General features: G+C 48.4%; 18 protein-coding genes and 2 pseudogenes. 10 read left to right on the top strand and 10 right to left on the bottom strand.

Annotation, left to right across the window (positions count from 1 at the left end; genetic code table 11):
• Positions 1 to 21: 21 nt before the first annotated feature.
• Positions 22 to 516, bottom strand: coding sequence for a PIN domain-containing protein (locus QQ055_RS05995; protein WP_284475406.1), 495 nt, complete (start codon positions 514 to 516; stop codon positions 22 to 24).
• Positions 513 to 761 carry a UPF0175 family protein gene (locus tag QQ055_RS05990; protein WP_284475407.1) on the bottom strand — a complete coding sequence of 83 codons (249 nt, stop codon included), beginning with the start codon at positions 759 to 761 and terminating at the stop codon, positions 513 to 515. The genes QQ055_RS05995 and QQ055_RS05990 overlap by 4 nt, the downstream gene beginning before the upstream one ends.
• A gap of 686 nt (positions 762 to 1,447) precedes the next feature.
• Here QQ055_RS05990 and QQ055_RS10900 point away from each other — a divergent pair.
• The 3 genes and pseudogenes from QQ055_RS10900 to QQ055_RS05980 all read left to right on the top strand — a co-directional run.
• A pseudogene (locus QQ055_RS10900) lies at positions 1,448 to 1,555 on the top strand (hypothetical protein); the annotation flags it as partial.
• The gene (locus QQ055_RS05985; RefSeq protein WP_349775325.1) at positions 1,521 to 1,712 is read left to right on the top strand and encodes a colicin D domain-containing protein; all 192 of its coding nucleotides are present in this window, start codon (positions 1,521 to 1,523) and stop codon (positions 1,710 to 1,712) included. The pseudogene QQ055_RS10900 and the gene QQ055_RS05985, both read left to right, overlap by 35 nt.
• Before the next feature lie 74 nt (positions 1,713 to 1,786).
• Positions 1,787 to 2,053, top strand: a complete 267-nt coding sequence (locus QQ055_RS05980) for a colicin immunity domain-containing protein (protein WP_286004364.1) — start codon at positions 1,787 to 1,789, stop codon at positions 2,051 to 2,053.
• Between the two features lie 345 nt (positions 2,054 to 2,398).
• Here the strand turns inward: QQ055_RS05980 and QQ055_RS05975 are convergent, their stop codons facing one another.
• Positions 2,399 to 2,887, bottom strand: a complete 489-nt coding sequence (locus QQ055_RS05975; RefSeq protein WP_284475409.1) for a hypothetical protein — start codon at positions 2,885 to 2,887, stop codon at positions 2,399 to 2,401.
• Positions 2,888 to 3,001: 114 nt separating this feature from the next.
• On the opposite strand from QQ055_RS05975, the gene typA reads away from it, so the two are divergent.
• Positions 3,002 to 4,792, top strand: coding sequence for a translational GTPase TypA (typA, locus tag QQ055_RS05970; RefSeq protein WP_284475410.1), 1,791 nt, complete (start codon positions 3,002 to 3,004; stop codon positions 4,790 to 4,792).
• A gap of 307 nt (positions 4,793 to 5,099) precedes the next feature.
• Here the strand turns inward: typA and QQ055_RS05965 are convergent, their stop codons facing one another.
• A complete protein-coding gene (locus QQ055_RS05965; RefSeq protein ID WP_432806000.1) occupies positions 5,100 to 5,564 on the bottom strand; it encodes a rhodanese-like domain-containing protein in 465 nt (154 codons plus the stop codon).
• Positions 5,565 to 5,774: 210 nt separating this feature from the next.
• Here QQ055_RS05965 and ptsP point away from each other — a divergent pair, with 210 nt between their 5' ends.
• The 3 genes and pseudogenes from ptsP to dhaK all read left to right on the top strand — a co-directional run bounded on the left by ptsP (position 5,775) and on the right by dhaK (position 9,710).
• Positions 5,775 to 8,270, top strand: a complete 2,496-nt coding sequence (gene ptsP, locus QQ055_RS05960) for a phosphoenolpyruvate--protein phosphotransferase (protein ID WP_284475411.1) — start codon at positions 5,775 to 5,777, stop codon at positions 8,268 to 8,270.
• Positions 8,267 to 8,637: pseudogene (locus tag QQ055_RS05955) on the top strand (Lin0512 family protein). The gene ptsP and the pseudogene QQ055_RS05955 overlap by 4 nt, the downstream one beginning before the upstream one ends.
• Positions 8,637 to 9,710: a dihydroxyacetone kinase subunit DhaK gene (gene dhaK, locus QQ055_RS05950; protein WP_284475413.1), complete on the top strand. Its 1,074-nt coding sequence runs from the start codon at positions 8,637 to 8,639 to the stop codon at positions 9,708 to 9,710. Before QQ055_RS05955 ends, dhaK begins: the two are co-directional and overlap by 1 nt.
• Here dhaK and QQ055_RS05945 read toward each other — a convergent pair.
• Positions 9,707 to 10,240 (bottom strand): protein-tyrosine phosphatase family protein, encoded by a 534-nt coding sequence (locus tag QQ055_RS05945; protein WP_284475414.1) that lies wholly within the window; start codon positions 10,238 to 10,240, stop codon positions 9,707 to 9,709. The two genes, dhaK and QQ055_RS05945, sit on opposite strands and share 4 nt — an antisense overlap.
• A gap of 235 nt (positions 10,241 to 10,475) precedes the next feature.
• On the opposite strand from QQ055_RS05945, the gene QQ055_RS05940 reads away from it, so the two are divergent.
• Together QQ055_RS05940 and QQ055_RS05935 are read left to right on the top strand one after the other, a co-directional pair.
• Complete coding sequence (locus QQ055_RS05940; protein WP_284475415.1) at positions 10,476 to 11,945, top strand: polysaccharide biosynthesis/export family protein; 1,470 nt, start codon at positions 10,476 to 10,478, stop codon at positions 11,943 to 11,945.
• Between the two features lie 122 nt (positions 11,946 to 12,067).
• A complete protein-coding gene (locus QQ055_RS05935) occupies positions 12,068 to 14,437 on the top strand; it encodes a GumC family protein (RefSeq protein WP_284475416.1) in 2,370 nt (789 codons plus the stop codon).
• Between the two features lie 192 nt (positions 14,438 to 14,629).
• On the opposite strand, the gene QQ055_RS05930 is transcribed toward QQ055_RS05935, so the two are convergent.
• The 3 genes from QQ055_RS05930 to QQ055_RS05920 all read right to left on the bottom strand — a co-directional run bounded on the left by QQ055_RS05930 (position 14,630) and on the right by QQ055_RS05920 (position 17,926).
• A complete protein-coding gene (locus tag QQ055_RS05930; RefSeq protein ID WP_286004363.1) occupies positions 14,630 to 15,976 on the bottom strand; it encodes a glycosyltransferase family 4 protein in 1,347 nt (448 codons plus the stop codon).
• A gap of 165 nt (positions 15,977 to 16,141) precedes the next feature.
• Positions 16,142 to 17,128, bottom strand: a complete 987-nt coding sequence (locus QQ055_RS05925) for an SGNH/GDSL hydrolase family protein (RefSeq protein ID WP_286004362.1) — start codon at positions 17,126 to 17,128, stop codon at positions 16,142 to 16,144.
• Positions 17,129 to 17,203: 75 nt separating this feature from the next.
• A complete protein-coding gene (locus QQ055_RS05920) occupies positions 17,204 to 17,926 on the bottom strand; it encodes a class I SAM-dependent methyltransferase (protein ID WP_283361889.1) in 723 nt (240 codons plus the stop codon).
• A gap of 162 nt (positions 17,927 to 18,088) precedes the next feature.
• Here QQ055_RS05920 and QQ055_RS05915 point away from each other — a divergent pair, with 162 nt between their 5' ends.
• Entirely contained in the window at positions 18,089 to 19,324 is a 1,236-nt protein-coding gene (locus tag QQ055_RS05915) for a glycosyltransferase family 61 protein (RefSeq protein ID WP_284475420.1), read from the top strand.
• Here the strand turns inward: QQ055_RS05915 and QQ055_RS05910 are convergent.
• Both QQ055_RS05910 and QQ055_RS05905 read right to left on the bottom strand, forming a co-directional pair.
• Positions 19,321 to 20,163, bottom strand: coding sequence for an FkbM family methyltransferase (locus tag QQ055_RS05910; RefSeq protein WP_284475421.1), 843 nt, complete (start codon positions 20,161 to 20,163; stop codon positions 19,321 to 19,323). The genes QQ055_RS05915 and QQ055_RS05910 overlap by 4 nt on opposite strands.
• Positions 20,160 to 21,389: a glycosyltransferase gene (locus QQ055_RS05905; RefSeq protein ID WP_284475422.1), complete on the bottom strand. Its 1,230-nt coding sequence runs from the start codon at positions 21,387 to 21,389 to the stop codon at positions 20,160 to 20,162. Before QQ055_RS05905 ends, QQ055_RS05910 begins: the two co-directional genes overlap by 4 nt.
• Positions 21,390 to 21,392: the final 3 nt, after the last annotated feature.

The following is a 21,392-nucleotide window of genomic DNA, read 5'->3' as shown; positions in this document are numbered from 1 at the left end:
CGCGATCGCTCTTATCCTCAACTAACTTTCGTTGACTATATTCAAAATTTGATTGTACAGAGCTGAAGACACTCGAAACTCTGAGGCGGCAATCAAAGCATCCATCAGAGGTTTCACCGCCACAATGAGATTTTTCCGTTTTGCCTCAACCAAAATACCCAGTAGCCCAGTAATTTTGATTCCCAAGCGATCGGCTTCTACTCTGCCACGACGCTCATCAATTAGCAGTAGATCTGCTCCGATTTCCAAAGCTAACGCAATTGCTTCTGACTCTCCCGGATCTAATCTCACCTCGCTTTGAAGGCGTTCCACAATCTCACGGTTCGCAATTAATTTGACCTCTAACCAAGTAGCTGTTTGGACTTCGATACTTCCTGGAACGGGTGGATCGATGTCTACAAGTTCGCGATATACTGCCTCTGGAATTAGGACTTGCCGATACAAGAGAGGCAGGAGATTTAAGTGGTCTATTGCCGCCAAATTTGTGATTGCTGATGTGTCGCTAACAACAATCACAATCGCCCCAACTCTTGTAAGTTCTTCAAATCCAACTCAAAATCTTCAACATCGTAGGAATACAGTGCAATTTTACGCTGCTTTAAGAGTTGGCGAAAAGCATTAAGTGGCATATCTGCTAAACGACTAGCATAACCAAGCGTTAAACGACCCGTTTGAAATAGATATAGGGCAATTTCCTGGCGAAACTCGCCTGGGGTCAGTTGAGAGGCTTGCAGAATTTCATCGGAGATGACAACACTCATAACAGAGCGACCTTACCAATCATACCTTATAGAGTAACCTAAAAAATCCTGATGCCGACAGACAACTCTGAGGTGCTACCCCACCTACCCGATCAACAACTGGGATACCTGGGGCCGTTAGATCCGGGCTACCCTGTCATCCAATCCATCCATCAATAACCATAGATGCTCTTTGAGGTCTTGGAGAAAGGTTATTGCCCCTTAAACTCCCGCCAACTTCAGCCATTTCTCTTGCAAATGATCCACCAGGGTTGGTTCGGTAAATTCTGCCAATGGTATCCAAATCGGGATGCCGAAATTCTTGGCTAAAATCCAATCGGCGATCGCATCGGGATTTCCTGGGTCGATTTCCCCTTCTGCATCGGGAAATAACTAAAGATTAAAGATATACAGTTAGCATCTCTAATTCTTGAAATCGCTCATGAAGTCTGAATAACGCTTTGATCTTGAGCTAATAGGTTGGTTAACCTTGAATGCATAAATTGAATAAGACACTTTGGATAGACAAAGGGCTAAACTGCTAAAGCCGCAGACACCGGAGATTATTCCGACGACCCACAAGTCTAAAAACTGTCCAGTATTAACTTAGATCGTACAGTATACAGCAAACCTTTACTTAAAAAGTAAATGGCAACTTCTTATTTAATTTATATTATCTCAAATCAACAACTTCAAAAAAGTTTAAACACGTTATTGATTTTGGTATTGAAGGAAACTGGAATCCACCAAAACCAATAGAATTTAAGAAAGCTATAGAAAATCATTTTAAAGAACAATACAACGACAGCAATTAAAGGAGAATACAGGAAAAAATCGGTAACTCATTATTGTAATGTTAAAACAAAACTAAACGTAATACTTGACGACAAGGGAAATTTTATAAGCGGATGGAAGCTTAACTCCACTCAGCTTAAACAAATTTTAAATACTGGAAGTATTGGGGGAGGATAACAATAACAGCAAGGGCAGGAAAATTTCCTGCCCCGTTAATGAAAATAGATGACAGTTATATAGCAATGCTTAGTATGTATATTCAACTACTCAAAGATTTTGTGGATCGCCACATTAGTAGTAGTGAATTTGAGTCAAAATTCTTAGAACTTTTTAAAAAGGAGGTTTCTTTTAACTCAGAAGAAGAATTCAAAATATTAGATAAACTATTTGGTGATGTAGACTCGTATTGTAGCGATATGTCTTTATTCGATCCAGAATTTGATATTGATGAAACTAACCTTAGATTATCAGCACAAGAAACTCTCACTGCATTAGAGCGGAAAATAAAAGAACTATAAATATATGCTTGAGGTCAGAAGTGTTGAAAAAAGTTTAAAGCAGAAAAAATAAGGTCTGAAACTAATTCAATAACTTTTAGGGTTGTACCAGAAATATAGGGAATATGGTTTTCATCTCTCTATATACTTGTATTCTGTAGCTGTTGAACTCATAAAATTATAGAGTTAGTATTTTCAATGAAATTATAACATTGCTCGTTCTTTTCAAGACTCGAAACGCAGTGTTAATGAGGGAAGACTACAGGTAAAATTGGGCTATTAGATCTGGATATGAGATTAAGAGAAAAACAAGTGATTTCTCTAGATTTTGTCTCAATCTTCCCCATCGACAGCTTATCGTTTTATCTAGTCATAGAGAAAAATTAAAGTGGTTGTCTCGCCATTGGAACGGCGGCTAATGATTAAGCGTCCATTGAGGATATCCTGGTCATGAATTTGATAAATTCTTAAGTCTGTGACCTGTGGATCGTTAAAGGCGATCGCCAATTCTTGAGGCGCTGTTTTGGAATCGTTCTGCCCTAAAGGATTGAGGAACTTTTCCCAAATCTTTTCACAAATATCATAGACAGATTCAAACTCCTTGACAATATTGCCCGCTTGCCCTTCAGGACGGCGATAGAGAAGATGCCATCCCCGCAGCCAGTCTTTTTCCTTGGGAGTATAAAACTTATCCCCCACAAACTCGCGCTGACGGCGGAGTGCAACCTGTTCCAAGTTAGCTTCAGGTTCAAGGAGATCGTAGAATACCCCTGAACCGAGCAACTTTCTTGGAGAATGGTCATAGAGAGCGATTAGATCGCTGACGTACCTCGGATAGTGAGAAAATGCGGTCATTTTTTTCTCCCTAGGATTGAGTCAAGAAGAGCGCGATCGCACCCTTGGCAAAACTGCTAAACTGGGATTGTTAAAGAAATATTACGCGCCCTTTCTGAGTCTTAAACCAATCCTATGTCCCTTCCGATTCGCAACGTTGCCATCATTGCCCACGTCGATCATGGTAAGACCACACTTGTAGACGCCTTGCTTAAACAATCTGGCATCTTCCGCGAAGGAGAGGACGTACCAGATTGCGTCATGGACTCCAACGCCCTCGAACGGGAACGCGGAATTACCATCCTCTCCAAAAATACCGCCGTTCAGTATAAAGATACCCTGATCAACATCGTCGATACCCCCGGTCACGCCGACTTTGGGGGAGAAGTCGAACGCGTTTTGGGGATGGTCGATGGCTGTATCCTGATTGTGGACGCCAACGAAGGGCCCATGCCTCAAACCCGCTTCGTGCTGAAAAAAGCATTAGAGAAAGGGTTGCGTCCCATCGTCGTTGTTAATAAAATTGACCGACCCCAAGCCGATCCTTACGGTGCAATTGATAAAGTCTTAGACCTATTCTTAGAACTCGGTGCGGATGAAGATCAGTGTGACTTCCCCTACCTATTCGCTTCCGGTCTATCGGGATACGCCAAAGACGGCTTAGAAGATGAAGGCGTCGATATGCAACCGCTATTTGAGGCGATTTTACACCACGTTCCGCCTCCGGTTGGCGACGCCAACAAACCCTTGCAACTGCAAGTCACCACCCTAGACTACTCCGAATATCTCGGTCGGATCGTCATTGGTAGAATTCACAACGGTACCCTGAAAGCCGGACAGCAAGCGGCTTTAATTAAAGAAACTGGGGAAATCGTTAAAGGCAAAATCACCAAACTCATGGGATTTGAAGGCCTCAAACGCATTGACTTAGAAGAATCTTCCGCCGGGAACCTCGTCGCTGTCGCCGGGTTTGCAGATGCGAATATTGGCGAAACCATCACCGACCCCAACAACCCGCAAGCCTTACCTTTAATTAAGGTAGACGAACCCACCTTACAAATGACCTTCTCGGTGAACGACTCGCCGTTTGCGGGACAAGAAGGAGATTTCGTCACCTCGCGGCAATTGCGCGATCGCCTGATGCGAGAATTAGAAACAAACGTCGCCCTTCGCATTGAAGAAACCGACTCCCCCGATAAATTCCTGGTTTCTGGACGCGGCGAACTCCACCTGGGTATCTTAATTGAAACCATGCGCCGTGAAGGTTACGAGTTCCAAGTTTCCCAGCCGCAAGTCATCTACCGCGAAGTCAGCGGACAGCCTTGCGAACCCTTTGAATATCTCGTTCTCGACGTTCCCGAAGAAGCTGTTGGTGGCTGTATCGAACGCCTCGGACAGCGTAAAGGCGAAATGCAGGATATGCAAATGGGTGGTAACGGCCGTACCCAGTTAGAATTTGTGATTCCCGCACGCGGCTTAATTGGCTTCCGGGGTGAATTCATGCGCCTGACTCGCGGTGAAGGGATCATGAATCACAGTTTCTTAGACTATCGTCCCCTGAGTGGCGATGTAGAAACCCGTCGTAACGGTGTCATTATCGCTTTTGAAGAAGGGGTAGCGACATTCTACGCGATGAAGAACGGCGAAGACAGAGGCGTATTCTTCATTACTCCAGGAACTCGCGTCTATAAGGGAATGATTGTCGGCGAACACAACCGTCCGCAAGACTTAGACCTGAATGTTTGCAAAACTAAGCAACTTACCAACCATCGCGCCTCTGGTGGCGATGAGTTAGTTCAACTGCAAGCACCTGTAGAAATGAGTCTAGAACGGGCTTTAGAATACATTGGCGCTGATGAGTTAGTGGAAGTTACTCCCCAGTCCATTCGCCTGCGGAAACTGGCTAAGAAACTGGTCAAACGCTAACTTGAGTGCTGAGTAGAAAGTGCTGTTGCTTTAGCTTCCGCGTAGCGGTGTGCTGAGTAAGTTCCGAGTTCCGAGTTCTGAGTAGAGAAGAGGGTGGGGGGAAAGAGTGCTGTTGCGATCTTCTTGATGTGTAGCAGCGTACTGAGTGGAAAGGAAGTGCTGAGTTCTCAGTCTGTATCTAGAGCAATAGCCACTTTACCTTGAATCTCCCCAACTCCTAACTCCCAATTCCCTCTTCTTACCCTAACTCCCAATTCTCCAAAAAAAGGCACTCCCGCAGGAGTGCCTTTTTCAACGAGAGTCTAGTCTACTTTTTAGCTGCGTCCTTAGCGCGTGCGGCTAGGTTGGTGGCGGTAGAACCGGGTTCAACCCGTGCTTCTCGCACGCCTTCTGCGGAACCATCAATGGCTTTCCAGGCGGGTAAGCCACCTTGGAGTTCGGCTACATTTTGGAAACCGGCTTCGCGGAGTCTATTTGCGGCTTGGGCGGTTTGCTCGTTAGAGTCGCCGTAAATATAAATATCGCGGCTATATTCTAAGTTAGACTTAGCCATTTCCACGAGGTTGTCCATCGGCATGTGAATGGCACCCATGATCCGACCTTGATGGAACTCTTCGCGATCGCGAATATCAATAATGGTTAAAGCCGGTTCGCCCCAATCCAGACGTTCTTTAAGATCGTTAGGAGAAGATTGACGTTTGAGTTTAGGGGGAGTGGTGGGTAGATCGGGAAGTTGGTTTTTAGCGTCTGAGATATTGTCTTGAATATTCATAATCGATTTTTTGAGCTACACCTGAACGGTAACAACTCGTTCAAGGACTATACTCTCCCCCTAGGGATAATCACTACTCTACTTTGAGGCGTAAGACAACGCGCCTAAGATTTGCTGTGTTGTGTGGCGTAGAGCGATCGCGCTCATCCGGTTAAAGTTGGATCGAACACCTGAACCAGCCCTCTCTTCACTCTATTGGCCCTTTGTGCAATGGTTGGAATTCTTATCGTTTCTCACAGTCGGAAGTTAGCCCAAGGCATTCAAGAGCTAGTCAGTCAAATGATCCAGGGAACTGTGCCGATCGCGATCGCCGCCGGAATGGACGATCCGCAGCGACCGTTAGGTACCGATCCGCTCCAAATTCAACAGGCGATTGAGGCGTTAGACTGCGAGGATGGGGTACTGGTGTTAATGGACTTGGGGAGTGCTGTTTTAAGCGCAGAAATGGCTTTAGAATTTCTCCCGCCAGAGCAGCGCAGCCGGGTGAAACTGTGCGGCGCACCCCTCGTAGAAGGCGCGATCGCCGCCGCAGTCAAGGCAGCGACGGGAGGCAATCTCGACCAAGTGTATCAAGAAGCCTACCAAGGACTCCATGCCAAACAAACCCATCTGTCCTTTGAAGGAACGGTGGCTAATCTCCATCCAGCGACCGCTACGCCGCCCCCAGAGAGCCGCGAAATTCACCTGACAATCGGGCTACCAATGGGATTGCACGCCCGTCCTGCGGCTCAATTGGTGCTGAATGCGGCCCAATTTCAATCGCAGATTACCCTCCGCAACCTGACGCGCCAAACTTCAGCGATCAATGCCAAAAGTATCAATCAGGTGATGATGTTAGGGACGCGCCAAGGCGACGAAATTGCGATCGCCGCCACCGGAAGCGATGCCACTGCTGCTCTAGCCTGCTTGCAAGAACTGGTGGAAAATCACTTTGGCGAAACCGACTTAGAAGCACCTCCCCCAGCTTTAGCCGCCACTCCCGCCATCGAAAACAACAAACTAGTCGGCATCCCCGCCTCTAGCGGCATTGCGATCGCGCCACTCTACCTCTACCAAAGCGCCACCAGCATCGTCCAGCACCACCATAGCGATTATCCAGAGATTGAGTGGGACGAATTACAACTCGCGATCGAAACCGCCAAAAAAGAACTGCAAACCCTGCAACATCAAACCTTTGGCAAAACTGGAGAACAGCAAGCAGCCATTTTTACTGCTCATTCGCTCTACCTCAGCGATCCGGAACTGCTAGCAGAAGTCCAAACCCCGATCTTTGAACAGCACTTCACCGCCGCCGCCGCTTGGAAAAATACGATCGATCGCACCGTTGCTCGCTATCAAGCTTTGGGCGATCGCGATCTGCAAGCGCGAGCCATTGATGTCGCTGATGTGGGAGAACGGGTGCTGCGCCTGCTGGCTGGCACCATCGCCAGTCGCATCGAACTCCCCGAACCCGCCATCCTCGTTGCCAACGATCTCACCCCCTCCCAAACCGCCCAACTCGATCTCACCAAGGTGAAGGGAATTTGTACCGTATCGGGAAGCGCCACCTCCCATAGCGGCATCTTAGCGCGATCGCTCGGTTTGCCTGCCATTGTCGGACTGTCCTCTCAACTCCTCCGCCAGCAACCCGGTACGTTGCTGGCGATGAATGGCGATACCGGGGAACTGTGGATAGAACCCCCACCCGCCGAACTCCGACAACTCGAACAAAAACAGCAACGTCAAACCCGAACCACTCAACCCGCAGTCGCCCTTTCTACCCCCACCGCGACTCGCGACGGACATCGGGTTAAACTCATGGCCAATATTAATACCCTAGCCGATGCCCAAGCCGTTAAAGGGTCGGGAGCAGAAGGCGTGGGTTTATTACGCAGCGAATTTTTATTTTTAGACCGCACAACGCTACCCACCGAAGCCGAACAAGTCACAATCTATCAAGAAATTGCCGCAGCCGTTGCCCCCGAACCGCTATTCATTCGCCTGTTAGATATTGGGGGAGATAAACCACTCCCTTATCTCAAATTACCGTCGGAAGCCAATCCTTTTTTAGGCTATCGGGGCATTCGCGTTTTGTTAGACCGACCAGAGTTACTCAAAACCCAACTGAAAGCTATTTTACGGGTAAGCCACCAGTACGCCATTAAGGCGATCTTACCAATGGTGAGCGCGATCGCCGAAGTCCAAGCCGTACAAGAAATCCTCAGCCAAGCTCAACTCGAACTCCAACAGGCGAATGTAGGCTTTCATCGCCAGCTAGAAATTGGGATTATGATTGAAGTGCCTGCGGCGGTCAATCTCTCCGATCGGTTGGCGGGGGTGGCTAACTTTTTTAGCATTGGTACCAACGATCTCACCCAGTATGTTATGGCGAGCGATCGCAATAACGCCCAAGTCGCTCACCTCGCCGATGCCTTTGCGCCAGCGATCCTCAGAAATATTCAACAAACCGTTACTAATGCTCATCGCGCTGGCATTCCCGTCTGCGTCTGTGGCGAGTTAGCTGCCTATCGGGAAGCCATCCCCATTCTGATCGGTTTGGGGGTGGATGAGTTTAGTCTCCCCGTTTCCGTTATCCCCCAGTTAAAACAGCTTATTGCTCAGATTGATGGAGATGAAGCCGGGGCGATCGCCTCTGCGGTCTTAAATTTAGACTCTGGGGCCGCCGTGCGAGAATATGTAGCCAGTCGCTTTTCTCTTCCGCTATGACTCGCCAACGTTTAATTATCGAAATGGGAATGGGCATCGATCAACACGGGCAAGACCCCACTGTAGCCGCCCAACGTGCTGTCCGCAATGCGATCGCCCATAACGCCTACCGGGAGTTTGGGAAGTCGCTGGCTTAAACCATCCCAATCAAATGATTGTAGAGGTTCAAGTTGCCGTTCCCTATCCCGAACAAGTCCGAGAAGCCGAAGTTCTCGCCGTTCTCCCGTTTGGTCAAAAAAGCTTAACCCTTGAAAAAGGCGGGATGGTGGTTCAAGGACGCGCTATCCCAGAATTAAACGATAAAAATGATGACATGCTGGTGGCGGTAGCGGCCGTTACTGTCTCGATCGAACGGGAAGAAAATTGATGAAAAAACTGATTAATGACCCGAACGCCGTTGTTCGCGAAAGTTTAGAGGGAATGGCGATCGCCCATGCAGATCTGATCAAAGTTCATTATCAACCCCACTTTATCTATCGTGCCGATGCCCCCATTTCCGGTAAAGTCGCCCTCATCTCCGGAGGCGGTAGCGGACACGAACCCCTACACGGCGGTTTTGTGGGACTCGGAATGCTCGATGCTGCTTGCCCTGGAGAGGTCTTTACCTCCCCAACCCCCGATCAAGTCTTAGAAGCTGCCAAAGCCGTCCACGGCGGCGCAGGGGTGCTGAATATCGTCAAAAATTATTCCGGCGATGTGATGAATTTTGAGATGGCGGCAGAACTCGCCAATGCCGAAGGGATTCCCACCCTCAATATTTTGATTGATGATGACGTTGCCGTCAAAGACTCCCTTTATACCCAAGGACGCCGAGGCGTAGGCACAACGGTACTGGCTGAAAAAATCTGTGGCGCTGCCGCCGAACAGGGATATTCTCTCCAAGCTCTTGCCGATCTGTGCCGCAAGGTTAACTTAAACGGCCGCAGTATGGGAATGGCCCTCACCTCTTGTACCGTTCCCGCTAAGGGGAGTCCAACCTTTGAATTAGGCGATCGCGAAATTGAAATGGGAATTGGCATTCACGGCGAACCGGGACGCCAACGCCTCACCCTGCAATCTGCGGATGACATTGCCCAAAGGCTAGCAGAATCGATCTTAGAAGATCCCCCTTATACTCGGACGCTCCGGGAGTGGAGTCTAGATGCGGGCGACTGGATCGAGCAAGAACTGACCAATCCTCCTTTTCGGGCGGGCGATTCAGTTTTAGCGTTTGTCAATAGTATGGGAGGAACGCCGCTTTCGGAGTTGTATATTATTTATCGCCAACTGGCTAAAATTTGCCAACAGCGTCAGATTCAAATTGTGCGTCAGTTAATTGGACCTTATATAACCTCGTTGGAAATGCAGGGTTGCTCGATTACACTGCTCAAGTTAGATGAAGAGATGATACAACTGTGGGATGCCCCGGTTAAAACTCCGGCTTGGCGTTGGGGAATCTAATCTCGTTTGAGCGCTAAATATTGCCGAATGACTCGCAGTTGGGCTTCGGTGGGTAAGGTTCGAGGATGGACTTGTTTGAGCCAATTCATCGCTTCCCACAACTCTAGACTCTGATAGCGACAGAGGTAGGCGATGCACGCTGTTGGCGATCGCTCCATCCCCGCTAAACAATGGATATACAGGGGCGTTTGTTGTTCTACCGTTTGATGCACCAGATCGACAACTGTCGCTAGATCCTCCACCTGCATCGGCGTTGCATAATGACTATCGGGCAAGCAGTAGCGCAAGCAGCGAAAGTTTTGCACAATCTCCTCCGGGAGGGTACCTTCAACCTCAGCACATAGGGAAAGAATCACTTGAATTTTTTGGTCGGCGAGTCTTTCTCCTTCCCCCACGCGCGGTAAACGCCCAACCGCTAATTGACCCGGAATCACCCAACTCGGCGAGAGCAGCGAAGACGAGGTGACAGAAGATGACTGACGTTGGGGTTCCGAACGCTTCGCCCAAGGGTTCCAAAATTGTGGTGACACTCAATAACTCCTCTCAAGATCGATCGCAACTAACTCCACTCTCACTCAAGAGAACAGATTTGCCAAAAGATCGCAATCTTCTTTTCGCGATCTTGTTAAGAACGGGTGTGGGAACTTAAGCGCAAATGTTACAGTCGTCGATGCCACTTTACCCGCTCCCACGCTCAAAAAGAAAACGCTAAGATGCGATGGGAATTGAAATGGGTCTTCAACAACACAGACAGAGAGGCTGAAGGTGAACAAGCGGATCAAGAACATCGGGATAGCTAGCGGAGTGGTTTTCACGGTACTGGTTGGAGAGATCGCGTTTAAGCCAATGGCGCGGGCGCAACTTCCAGCATTACCAGAAGCCGCCCCTTTACCCGCAACTCCCCTACAACTGGATACTACCTATCGCTTAGGACCTGGCGATCGCGTTCGAGTCGATATTTTTAACGTTCCCGAATATAGCGGCGAGTTTCTGATTTTATCGGATGGCAGCTTAAACCTCCCCCTAGGCGGCAGCATCCCCGTTCAAGGCTTAACGCTCCAACAAGCCCAAGAACAAATTAGCGCTCGCATGGCTCGATTTTTGCGCCGTCCCCTGATTACCTTAAGCTTGACCCAAATTCGCCCGATCCGAATTGCGATCGCCGGCGAAATTAACCGCCCCGGAACCTACACCTTCACCCTAGCCACCACCGGAGAAGTTGGTCTCCCCACAGTCACCCGCATTATTGAACAAGCCGGAGGGATCACGCAAGCCGCAGACCTGCGCCAAATCCAAATTCGCCGCCCCCGACTCGATATCCCCCGCGATGCTTCCGGAAATCCGACGCAAGCCGATCAAATTTTAACCGTCGATCTGTGGCAACTGCTTCGGGCTGGCGATATTACCCAAGACTTAGCCCTGCGCGATGGCGATAGTCTATTTATCCCCACCTCTACGCAAGTCAACCTCGACGAAGCCGCTCAACTGAGCAATGCCAGCTTTGCCGATCGGACCCCCCGCTCCATTAACGTTGCCGTTGTCGGCGAAGTGCGTCGTCAGGGCCCCTATACCCTAGAAACAAGCACGGCGAACAATGTCGCCTCCCTAACGCGAGCCATTCAAGTGGCCGGAGGCATTACCCCAACTGCCGATATCCGCAATATCCAAGTCCGCCGCCCCACAAAATCGGGCCAGGCGCAAACGATTGAAATTGACTTTTGGAAACTCCTGCAAGAAGGAGACATTCGCCAAGACATACCGCTTCAGAATGGCGATACTATTGTCGTAGCCACAGCAACCGATCTCGCCCCCGATGAAGCCACAGAACTCGCCTCCACCAGCTTTTCTCCCGAAAAAATTACAATCAATGTCGTAGGCGAAGCTATGCGCCCCGGTGCGGTTGAAGTTGCCCCCAATACCCCCCTGCTTCAAGGGTTATTAGCCGCAGGCGGTTTCAACGCCCAGGCAAGACGCAACCGAGTCGAACTGATTCGTCTCAATCCCAATGGCACTGTTTCTCGACAAACCATCGCCGTTGATTTTAATCAACCGCTCAACGACCAAACCAACCCGCCCCTGCGGAATAACGATACGATTGTGGTGAATCGTTCTGCCCCGGCTCAGATTGCGGATACCCTCAATCCCTTTTTACGAGTAGTCGGCACCGTTGGCGGTCTGGTATCATTTCCGGGTCAGGTGTTCCAACTATTCCGGCTCCTGAATTTTGGATTCTAAGTCCGTTCAGCGATTGACCTAACGCTAACATTAAGGTTAATTCGCGAAAACAGATGCAGCTCCCCGTTGGAGCTAGCATAGATTCATCAAATGAGTGTATTCTGTACAATCTCCAGGTTCTAATGCCCACTGGAAAATTTTCTCAAGGCACGCCTCGTAATGGACAGCAACCAATTCCCCTGAATTACTATGCTAGTTCGCTTCAGGAGAAAGATGAGTTCGATCCTAAACAGCTTTTTAACATCATCAAGCGGCGGATCTGGGTTTTAGTGGGCGTCACCGCAGCCTTCACCGGAGCAATCTGGGTCTGGACAGGAACTCGCGATCTCGTTTACTTGTCCGAATTTCGGATGCTGGTTGAACCTGTCTCAGAACCCAGTTCATCCCGCGAGTTAGTGACTTCTCGACAACCGGATTCGGGGTTTGATTACGCAACTCAAATTGAAGTGTTACGTTCCCCGAAGCTTCTAGAACCCATTATTGAAAACCTCAAAAGTATCTACCCCACCATCACTTATGGTGAAGTCGTCTCTCGACTCAGTATTGTTCAGGTTCAAGATGGTCAAGCGCGCCCTACTAAAATTCTTACGATTAGCTATCGCGACTCCGACCCCCAAAAGATTAGAACGGTTTTAGAAGCGCTTGTAGAAGGCTATGGTTTATATGGCATAGAACTTCGCCAACAGAGCTTGCAACGGGGCATCCAGTTTGTGGAGGAAGAGTTACCCTTGTTGCGAGAGCGCGTGAATTCTTTGCAAGTGGAGCTAGAAAGCTTTCGCAGACGTTATAGCTTGATCGATCCAGAATCGCGGGGCGTGGAAATTTCCAGCTTAATGAATGTTGTGAATCAACAGCAAAAGGATTCGCAAACAGAACTCGCCCAAAAGCAATCTCTGTATGTGGTTTTGCAGCGCCAGCTTGGGTCAAACCCTGCGGATGCATTGCTGGCTTCGGCTTTGAGCGAGTCGCCGCGCTATCAGGAATTGCTCAATCAATTGCTGCAAACAGAAGCCGAAATTGCTAGAGAATCGGTTCGTTTTTTGCCCGATAGCCCTGATATGCAAGTGTTGCTGGAAAAGCGAGAAAATTTGCTGCCGCTATTAAGCCGCGAATCTCAGCGGGTTTTGGGTATGCAGCCTCCGCCAACGGCAAGTGGCGATCTCGCACCAATTTCAGTGGATTTGAGTAAAGAGTTGGTTCGCACAACCAATGAAATTCAGGTCTTGGAGGTTCGTTTAGCGGCTTTAGACCAGGTACAAAACCAACTGCGACAGCAATTTTCTCTGATTCCGGCTTTAGCCAGACAGTACACGGATTTACAGCGCGAATTAGAGGTTGCTAATAATAGCTTGAATCGCTTTTTAGCAACGCGGGAAACGCTGCAAATTGAGGCGGCTCAGAAGGCGGTGTCGTGGCAAGTGATCTCTGAACCCTATACGCCTTTTTATCCAATTTCTCCCAACTTATCGCGCAATCTGACCCTAGGAACGGTGGCCGGGGTGCTATTGGGGATTGCTGCGGCTTTACTCGCAGAACAGTTGGACAATGCATTTCATTCACCGAATGAAATTAAGGAGTTAACGGGTTTACCGTTATTGGGTTTAATTCCGTTTAAGCGGGGCTTACAGCGACAGGATAAGAATCTGGGGCAGCCGAGTTCAAGTAGTTGGCCTTCTCTGGGCAGTTGGAATGCTCGTCTTTCAACCAATGGCGGCTATGGTCATGGCAGCGATGGCGAGAATGGTCATCTACTCAGCAATTCAGCACAGGGAATGGATTACAATTCCTCGCCGTTTTTAGAGGCGTTTCGCTCGCTGTATACGAATATTCGCTTTTTGAGTTCGGATACGCCGATTCGTTCGCTGGTGATTAGTTCTTGTTTGCCCGCGGAAGGGAAATCGACGGTAGCCCTTTATTTAGCAAGGGCGGCGGCGGCGATGGGCCAACGGGTTTTATTGGTGGATGCAGATTTACGCCGTCCCCAAATTCATGCTCGTTTGGGTTTGCCGAATATGCGGGGTTTAAGTAATGCGATTACTACAGATATCGACCCCAATGAGGTGATTTTGCGATCGCCCTTTGACGATCATCTGTTTGTCTTGACGGCGGGGCAAATTCCCCCCGATCCCATTAAGCTGCTCTCTTCGCGTAAAATGCAAAATTTAATTGAGCAGTTTCAAACGGCTTTCGATCTGACGATTTACGATACGCCACCCACCCTAGGATTAGCCGATGGCAGTATTCTCGGCGTGCGTGCAGACGGCGTGCTATTGGTGGTGGGAATGGGGAAAACTGGACGTTCGGAACTGACCCAAACCCTTGATAATCTGAAGCTCTCTTATGTCCCAGTTCTGGGGTTAATTGCGAATGGCGTGAAGGGGTTATCGACTGGTGCAGATTATTATTATCGCTACTATACCCCGGAGATGCGATCTCGCGATGCTGCTAACCCGCTGCCTGAAGTCAATCACGATGGGATCTCCAGAGAGTAGCCGCTTTGGCATGGTGAAGCGGCAATGATTGATGCACGCGCCCGATGGTCGTGGGAAACTCGATGAGTGAGGAGCATTGAGTTTTCCCGACTGAAAGAATTGCGATTGAATCTCAAAGTGCAAATCTAAAAAGCTGGGTATTGAAACAATTGATATAAAGACGCACTGAGCAGTTGGCGAGGCCTCTGAGAACTAACCCAGAAAGTAATTGGGTGATTTTTGGGTGCGATCGCGCAGTCGTTGGTGGACTTTGTGGGATTGGACGCTATAGGACAACACTTGTAAATATTCCTGAGCAATAATCTCTGGTGTAAAGTGGGACAAAAGATAATGGCGTCCGGAGTTTCCTAACAACTGAGTCAGTTGAGAGTCATAGGCTAAACGGCGAATAAAGTTCGCTAATCCCGTACTATCCTCATTATTAAAACTAGCTCCACAGTTCGCATCAGCAATCAGTTGACGCAAGTACGAATGCGGCTCGCAAATGGCAGCAACTGGGCGACCGGCGGCCAAAATCCCGTACAATTTGCTGGGAGCGACTAACCCTTCCATCCCTGGACTAATGCTGACGAGGGAGAGGTCGCAGGAGGTCAGAGAATAAGGCAGGAGTTGCTTATCTTGGTAGGGTAAAAATAAGCAATTTTTTAATCCTTTTTCTTCAACAAGGTCGAGACAAACCTGACGCTTTGCACCACTCCCAATAAAAACAAATTGAATCGGTTCATGTTGCAGTTGAATCGCCGCTTCCATAATGGTTTCTAGATCGTGGCATCGTCCCATATTGCCCGAATAGAGAACGCTGAATTTATTCGCTAGGTTATGGCGATGAGCGAACCAATTTTGGTCTTTAGGAATCGGCAGAATCTGGTTAGGATTAGCCCAACTATGAATGATGGAAATCTTATCGCTGACTTCAGGACATTTGGCTTCAACGCGCTGTTTCATGGAAGAACTCAGAACGATAATCGCTTGAGCCTTTTGCCAAATGCGGGCGTTGAGTGCATCCCAAAACTTGACCATCCAATGAGTTTTCTCAATGACGTTAAGTTCAATAGCTACGTCAGGATACAAATCGTAGAGTAAACAGACGTAAGGAAGACCAAAGCACAGGTGAACGAAATAGCCCAAAATAGGTAAAAACGGGGGGGCTGTCGTTAGCAATAACACATCGCCGCGCCCTGCCGATTTCAACAGGTGCAAGGCAGAACGCAAAAAAAAGAATAGCCCATTGAGGGCTTTACCGCGAATGCGTTGGGGCACAAATTGGGCGGTACGGGTACGGCGAATGTTTAAATTATCGAGACATTCGCGGGGAGGTGCGGATTTTTGACCGAAGGCATAACCCGGTTGCCCTGTGAAAATATGAATCTCTAAACCGCGATCGCCTAAATGAGTCGCGAGTTCTTCAATCAGTTGCCCGGTTGCAGCATAATCAGGGGGGTAGTATTGCGTAATAATTGATAGCCTGAATGGGCGCACGGGTTCTGAAAGACTACCTGACCAAATAGCGCCTTGGTGCGAAGTGATGGATTGATGCAACTTAGCGATCCTCGTGAAATTTTCATCTATCATGCCTTAGAACCTTCTATCAGAGCAAAAACCCAGATTCAAGATTTACCTATTATTCCCTAAGCGTGTTGGAAATCGCACAAAGGTGAAGGTGCGCCACGACACAGCTTGCTTACGGAGAATTTGCTGGGAGGGCTAGGGTTGGGGTTGGCAGGGCAGAAGGGAGGGGTTGACGCAGATTTTTTGAAATAACAGATCGGCGATCGCCTGATTCCCCTGCTCGTTGAGATGGACAATATCGCGAAAGTACCCTTCTACTTGTGGGGTTGGCAGGTTAGACCAGTGGGCATGAGAATCAATAGCAGGTACCTGCCACGCCTCTAAGAGCTTAAAAAATTCGGGTTTGTAAGGTGGGGTTTGGTAGTTCGGCACGAGATCCTGGCGGTCCGGGGTAAATAGCACAAAGACGGGGATGTTTTGCGATCGCACTAGAGAGATAATTTCTGCCAAAAGGATCATATTCTCCTCAAACTGTTTTTGGGGTTCAGCCGGAGCTGGGGGCGGATATTCTCCCTTGGGGGTGGAGAGATGTAACGTCGCGCTGGCGTTCGGCCAAAAATAGCGACTCCACGCTTCTGCGATCGCACTTTTGGGCGCGCGGTTAGGAAAATACGGGCTGCGCCCCACCGCCTGACTCGTACTCGTCGGTTGCAGCAGATCGTGAGTGCCAATTTGTAAAATCACTGCATCGCTGTTAAACAAGCCAAATTGAGTTAAATACGCCAATTGATTGCCAATTGCCCAAGATCCGGCAGATGCGTTGAGAACCTCTGCTGAATATCCAGCGCTTTGTAAGCGAGATTTGAATAACTCAGTAATGGTTTGAGGTTGATCGGTGGGGTTTCCGCCATTGAGGACGGAATCTCCCGTCATCAAGATTCTGAGCGTTCCGGGAGAGCGTTCGAGGGTAATTGGGTCAGAGCGTTGAGCGTATTGATTGTATCGGATGTGTTTGCCAAAGCGCAAAATTTCTTGATTGGGCTGAAAATAATAGCCAATCTCAGGATCGGCTTGCAAGAGTGCTGGGTTCCCTAAGCCGAATGCTAGCCGCAAGGTCAATTCAGTGGCGGCTACGGTTGCGATCCCCCCAAGGGGTACCCAGTATTTGATGGGTAATTTCATCATGTCTGAGCGAAAACATTATCGTCCTGGGCGCGAGGACGCTTGGGTTTATACAACAAGCCGCTGTTGGGGTTTCTAAACGCGTCCAACCCAAAATACGGTGCTGTTGAACCAGTTGCCCAACAGGGGAAAAGGCGTGCAAACCTGTTTTTCGAGGCTTAGGCGTTCTGCGAGCATTGCCTTAATTTTGCGATAATCAAAACCCTTATGCGCTCTAAAACCTGTAAAAGGTAAGGAGTGCGAGGAGGGAAAACTATCGGTATTCCACAGAAAAGCTGCATCCCAGAGTTCTTTTGGGGTATATTTTTCGTAGCCGTAATGCCCTTTGAAGTTGGCTAAATAACGTCCAAATTGCTTGACGAGTAAGGCAGGTCCAATTTCAATCGGTACAGAGATGACAACGGTAGCACCCGGTTTGCAGTAGGAAAGGATGGTGTCTAAGATTTCTATAGGGCTATCAACGTGTTCTAGCGTTTCTGTACACAGGAGCAGATCGCAGCTTTGCGGCTCGATCCGGGAGGCGATCGCATCCGGGAGACAAAATTGAAATCCAGGGATGTTCGCCAGGGTTTCCTGGCTCAGGGACAGCATTTGCGGCGCAATATCAACGCCGACTCCTGACGTAACTAGACCTGCTTCGTAAGCACTTCTCAGTAACCAACCATCCCCACAACCATAGTCTAAGGCTCGCTGAAACTGATTGCCTTGCAGCAGGCTCAATACAGCATCGTAGCGCGAACGATGGGCAAGGCGGGTTAGACTACTTCCTTGTTGCAAAAGCCGTTGAGAATAGGACATGAGATCGATTTAAAGGCGTTTGAGAAGAGTGTTTGCAAGAACAGGACGTGGGGAGCAATACTGAATTGAGTTTTTGCCCAATCAAATGGTATATAGTCTAGCATTTCCCCTCTAGATTATTGAGCTAGTTTGGCGCAATCTTTGCAATCAAGGACATTAACGGTGGATAAACAGGCAATTAAAGATATTCTCAGACCTTACTGGTACGCTTATCGCAAAGCAATTATTCCCCTGCAAAAGCTTGCGGTAAAGCCTTTTATTTATCTCACTCCTGAATCTCCTTCTAGCATGAAGCCTCCTTCAGGATTTTATCCAACAACTGCCGATTGGTATAAAAAATACCAAAACGATCCGTTAAGTAGTTACCAGGAAATTCACCCAAGTCACTCCATTCAACGTCCGATTCCCAAAACCCTAGATACTCAAGTTCATTGGAAAATTAGGCAAAACTATGCTCATGAATTTCCGACAACTTTTGTGGCTAAAATCCCTCAAGGTCGGGCGATCTGGGAAAGCGGATCTGTAATTTCTGCTGACAATAAATTATTAGGAGATGTTTCGATTGAGCATCGACAAATCCTCCAAAATCATAGTTTATTTATGGTTCGGAAACTGCCTGCCGTTCATTTTTTGTCGGGGACTGCTGCCGTTCTATCAACTCAAGGGACAGATGTTTACTTTCACTGGATGTTTGATGTTTTACCTCGCCTAGAATTACTTCGTTTAGCGGGAATAAACTTTGATAATATTGACCATTTCATCTTCTCTAGCTATCATCGACCTTTTCAGATTGAAACTTTAGAAGCGCTAAAAGTTCCTAGCCATAAAATCATTGCCCATCGCGACTTTATCCATTTACAAGCGGAACAATTGTTGCTGCCATCTTGGTCTGGATTTCCAGGACAAATTCCTCACTGGGTTTGTCAGTTTTTAAGAAATACCTTCTTAAATTCATCAATTAACCTTCAAACAGAAAGCGAACGACGAATTTATATTAGTCGCGCTAGTGCAACCCATCGAAAAATCAAAAATGAGGCTGAATTGATTAACTTTCTTAAGCCTTTGGGGTTTCAAGTTGTTTATTTAGAACAGCTTTCTGTAGGGGAACAAGCAAGACTATTTGCTAGCGCCAAAGTGGTTTTAGCAGCCCACGGTGCCGGATTAAGTAATCTCGTCTTTTGTCAACCCGGAACGCAGGTTATTGAACTTTTTTCTCCAGAGTATGTAGAAACGCACTACTGGTCGCTGAGTCACCAATTGGATTTAGACTATTATTATCTAATTGGCGAAGGTAAACGACCTCGCGAAGGCGTAGATCCCCATAAAATCTGGGATAATATTGAGATAAACCTGAACAATCTAAACACCTTGCTAGGGATGGCTCAATTGTCCGTCTAGTTTAATTTTTTAACTTCCGCTTTAGATAAAAACAAACCATTCGTCCAAACGGGGAATGAATAATGGGGAGATTGTTCAAGATTGAATAATTGACCGCGAGCATCAAAAAGATAGCAGGTGTAGTTAAGCTGCTTGAGAAAATCAACCGTTTCTTGATAATTTTTACTGCCCATTTCTACATAAAGGGCACGAATCTTTTGGTTTTCTAAAAGTTCTTTGGCTCCCTGAAATGCTGGAATTTCGTACCCTTCCAAATCAACCTTCCAAACATCCACCTGAGAAACCGAAAAATTTCCTAATTCATCAGTGAGGCGAACAATTTCGATCGGTTCGCCTTCAGTTTCAGAAATATGCGACCATAAACCGTGAGCAGACTGTGGGCCTGGGGTTGCCAGTTTAAGCTGCGTTTGGGTTGCGCCTAGGCCTTTACGGATGAGTTTGACTGGCAAATGGGGGTTGGCGGCGAGACATTCTGCCAGCCAGTCGGCTTGGGCTGTTCCCGGTTCGTAAGCAAAGACTTGACCCTGGGGAAGCCACTGGGCGATGTAGAGTAGCATTTGCCCAATATTAGCGCCAGAGTCAATGACGATTCCATCTGAAGGGACAAAATGACGCAACCATTTTAAGAATGCTGCACCTTCGTACTTTCCGTAAACAATCCAACGATGAATGGGGTTAGTCAGATCGAGTTTCCAGGGAATGCCCGTAGAGGTTTGAACCCAACAAATTCCATTTTCAGCGAGTTGATGACCAAAGAGTCGATCGCAAATGCCGAGTTTTCGGGGAAAGTCGAGGGGTTGTAAGAATTTGAGGGGGAAAGGGAGGGGAATGGTATTCATGGGGAGGCGATCGCATTTGAGGGACTATTCTGACAGAGGGACTGATAGCTATTCGCCAGTTGAGTAGCGATCGCACTCCAAGTGTAATGCTGTTGAGCATATTGAACGCCGTTGCGTCCGAGTTGGACGCGATCGCTCTGGGAGTTTAACAAATGCGCGATCGCCTCTGCAAAGGCGCTGACGGTGCCTTCTACCACTAAACCCGCTTGCGCTTGGGCAATATCGGGGGCAATTTGCACCTCTGGCGCGATCAGAACGGGTAAACCTGCGGCCATCGCTTCAGCCACCGCAATGCCAAAGTTTTCTGAAAAAGAGGGTAACACGAACAGATCCGATCCTTGCAAAACCAAATCTTTATCCTCTCCGGCGACAAACCCAGTAAAGGTGGTTCTCTCCGCAAGTCCCAAGCCAGAAACGAGGTCTTTTAAAGTCTCTAAATAGTCGGGTTCACCCGAACCTGCGAGCAAAAGGTGAAAGGGAGTGGTTTGCGAACCGAGTTGATGAAGTGCTTGCAGCAGTAAATCGGGACGCTTTTTATAGTGGAGGCGAGATAAAAATAAGATTAGGGGAACGCCGCCTGGAAGCTGGTAGCGGGCGCGTAACTTTTGTTTGGCGTCGGGTAAGGGTTGCGAAAATTCCACTCCCAAAGGTAGGGTGAGGGTCGGGGCAGTTACGCCAAAGTTACGTACATCCGTCACTTCACCCGCACTTGTGCAGTGAACGGCCGCAGCCCGGTTGAGGTTGCGGCGTTCGAGTAAAAAGGCGTAGAGTTGCTTTTTTCTGCGACTTTGGGCAAGGGCCCACGGGGCGAGTTGTCCCATTGTGCGAACCGTATAGGGGACGTTTTGCCAGCGGGCGATCGCGCCAGCGCAACTAGAAGCGTAGGAAAATAGATAGTGGTTGTCTAAAATGTCGTAACTGCGGATATGGTTCCACAACCATTGAGTTAAATCCGCTGAAAATAAAAAGCCCTTATCGCGCCCTAGGGTGACATTCTGGCGAGGAGAAGCGCTGAGGGGAAAAAACCAGACCGGAACGCCTTCATACTCGCTCTTGCAGTTCACAGGCACCGCTAATGGGGCATCGCTACCCGACCCGTCATCGTTGGTTGTGGCAATTTCTGCCTCAACGCCCTGTTCTCGAAGATGCTTGACTAGGTTGATCGCGACGCGACTCGGCCCCCCGCGATGGGGAGAAACTGAGGGAATGACGTGCAAGACTCGCATGGG

This window comes from Geitlerinema calcuttense NRMC-F 0142 (assembly GCF_030285425.1).
This window is presented reverse-complemented; position numbering and strand designations above follow the sequence as displayed.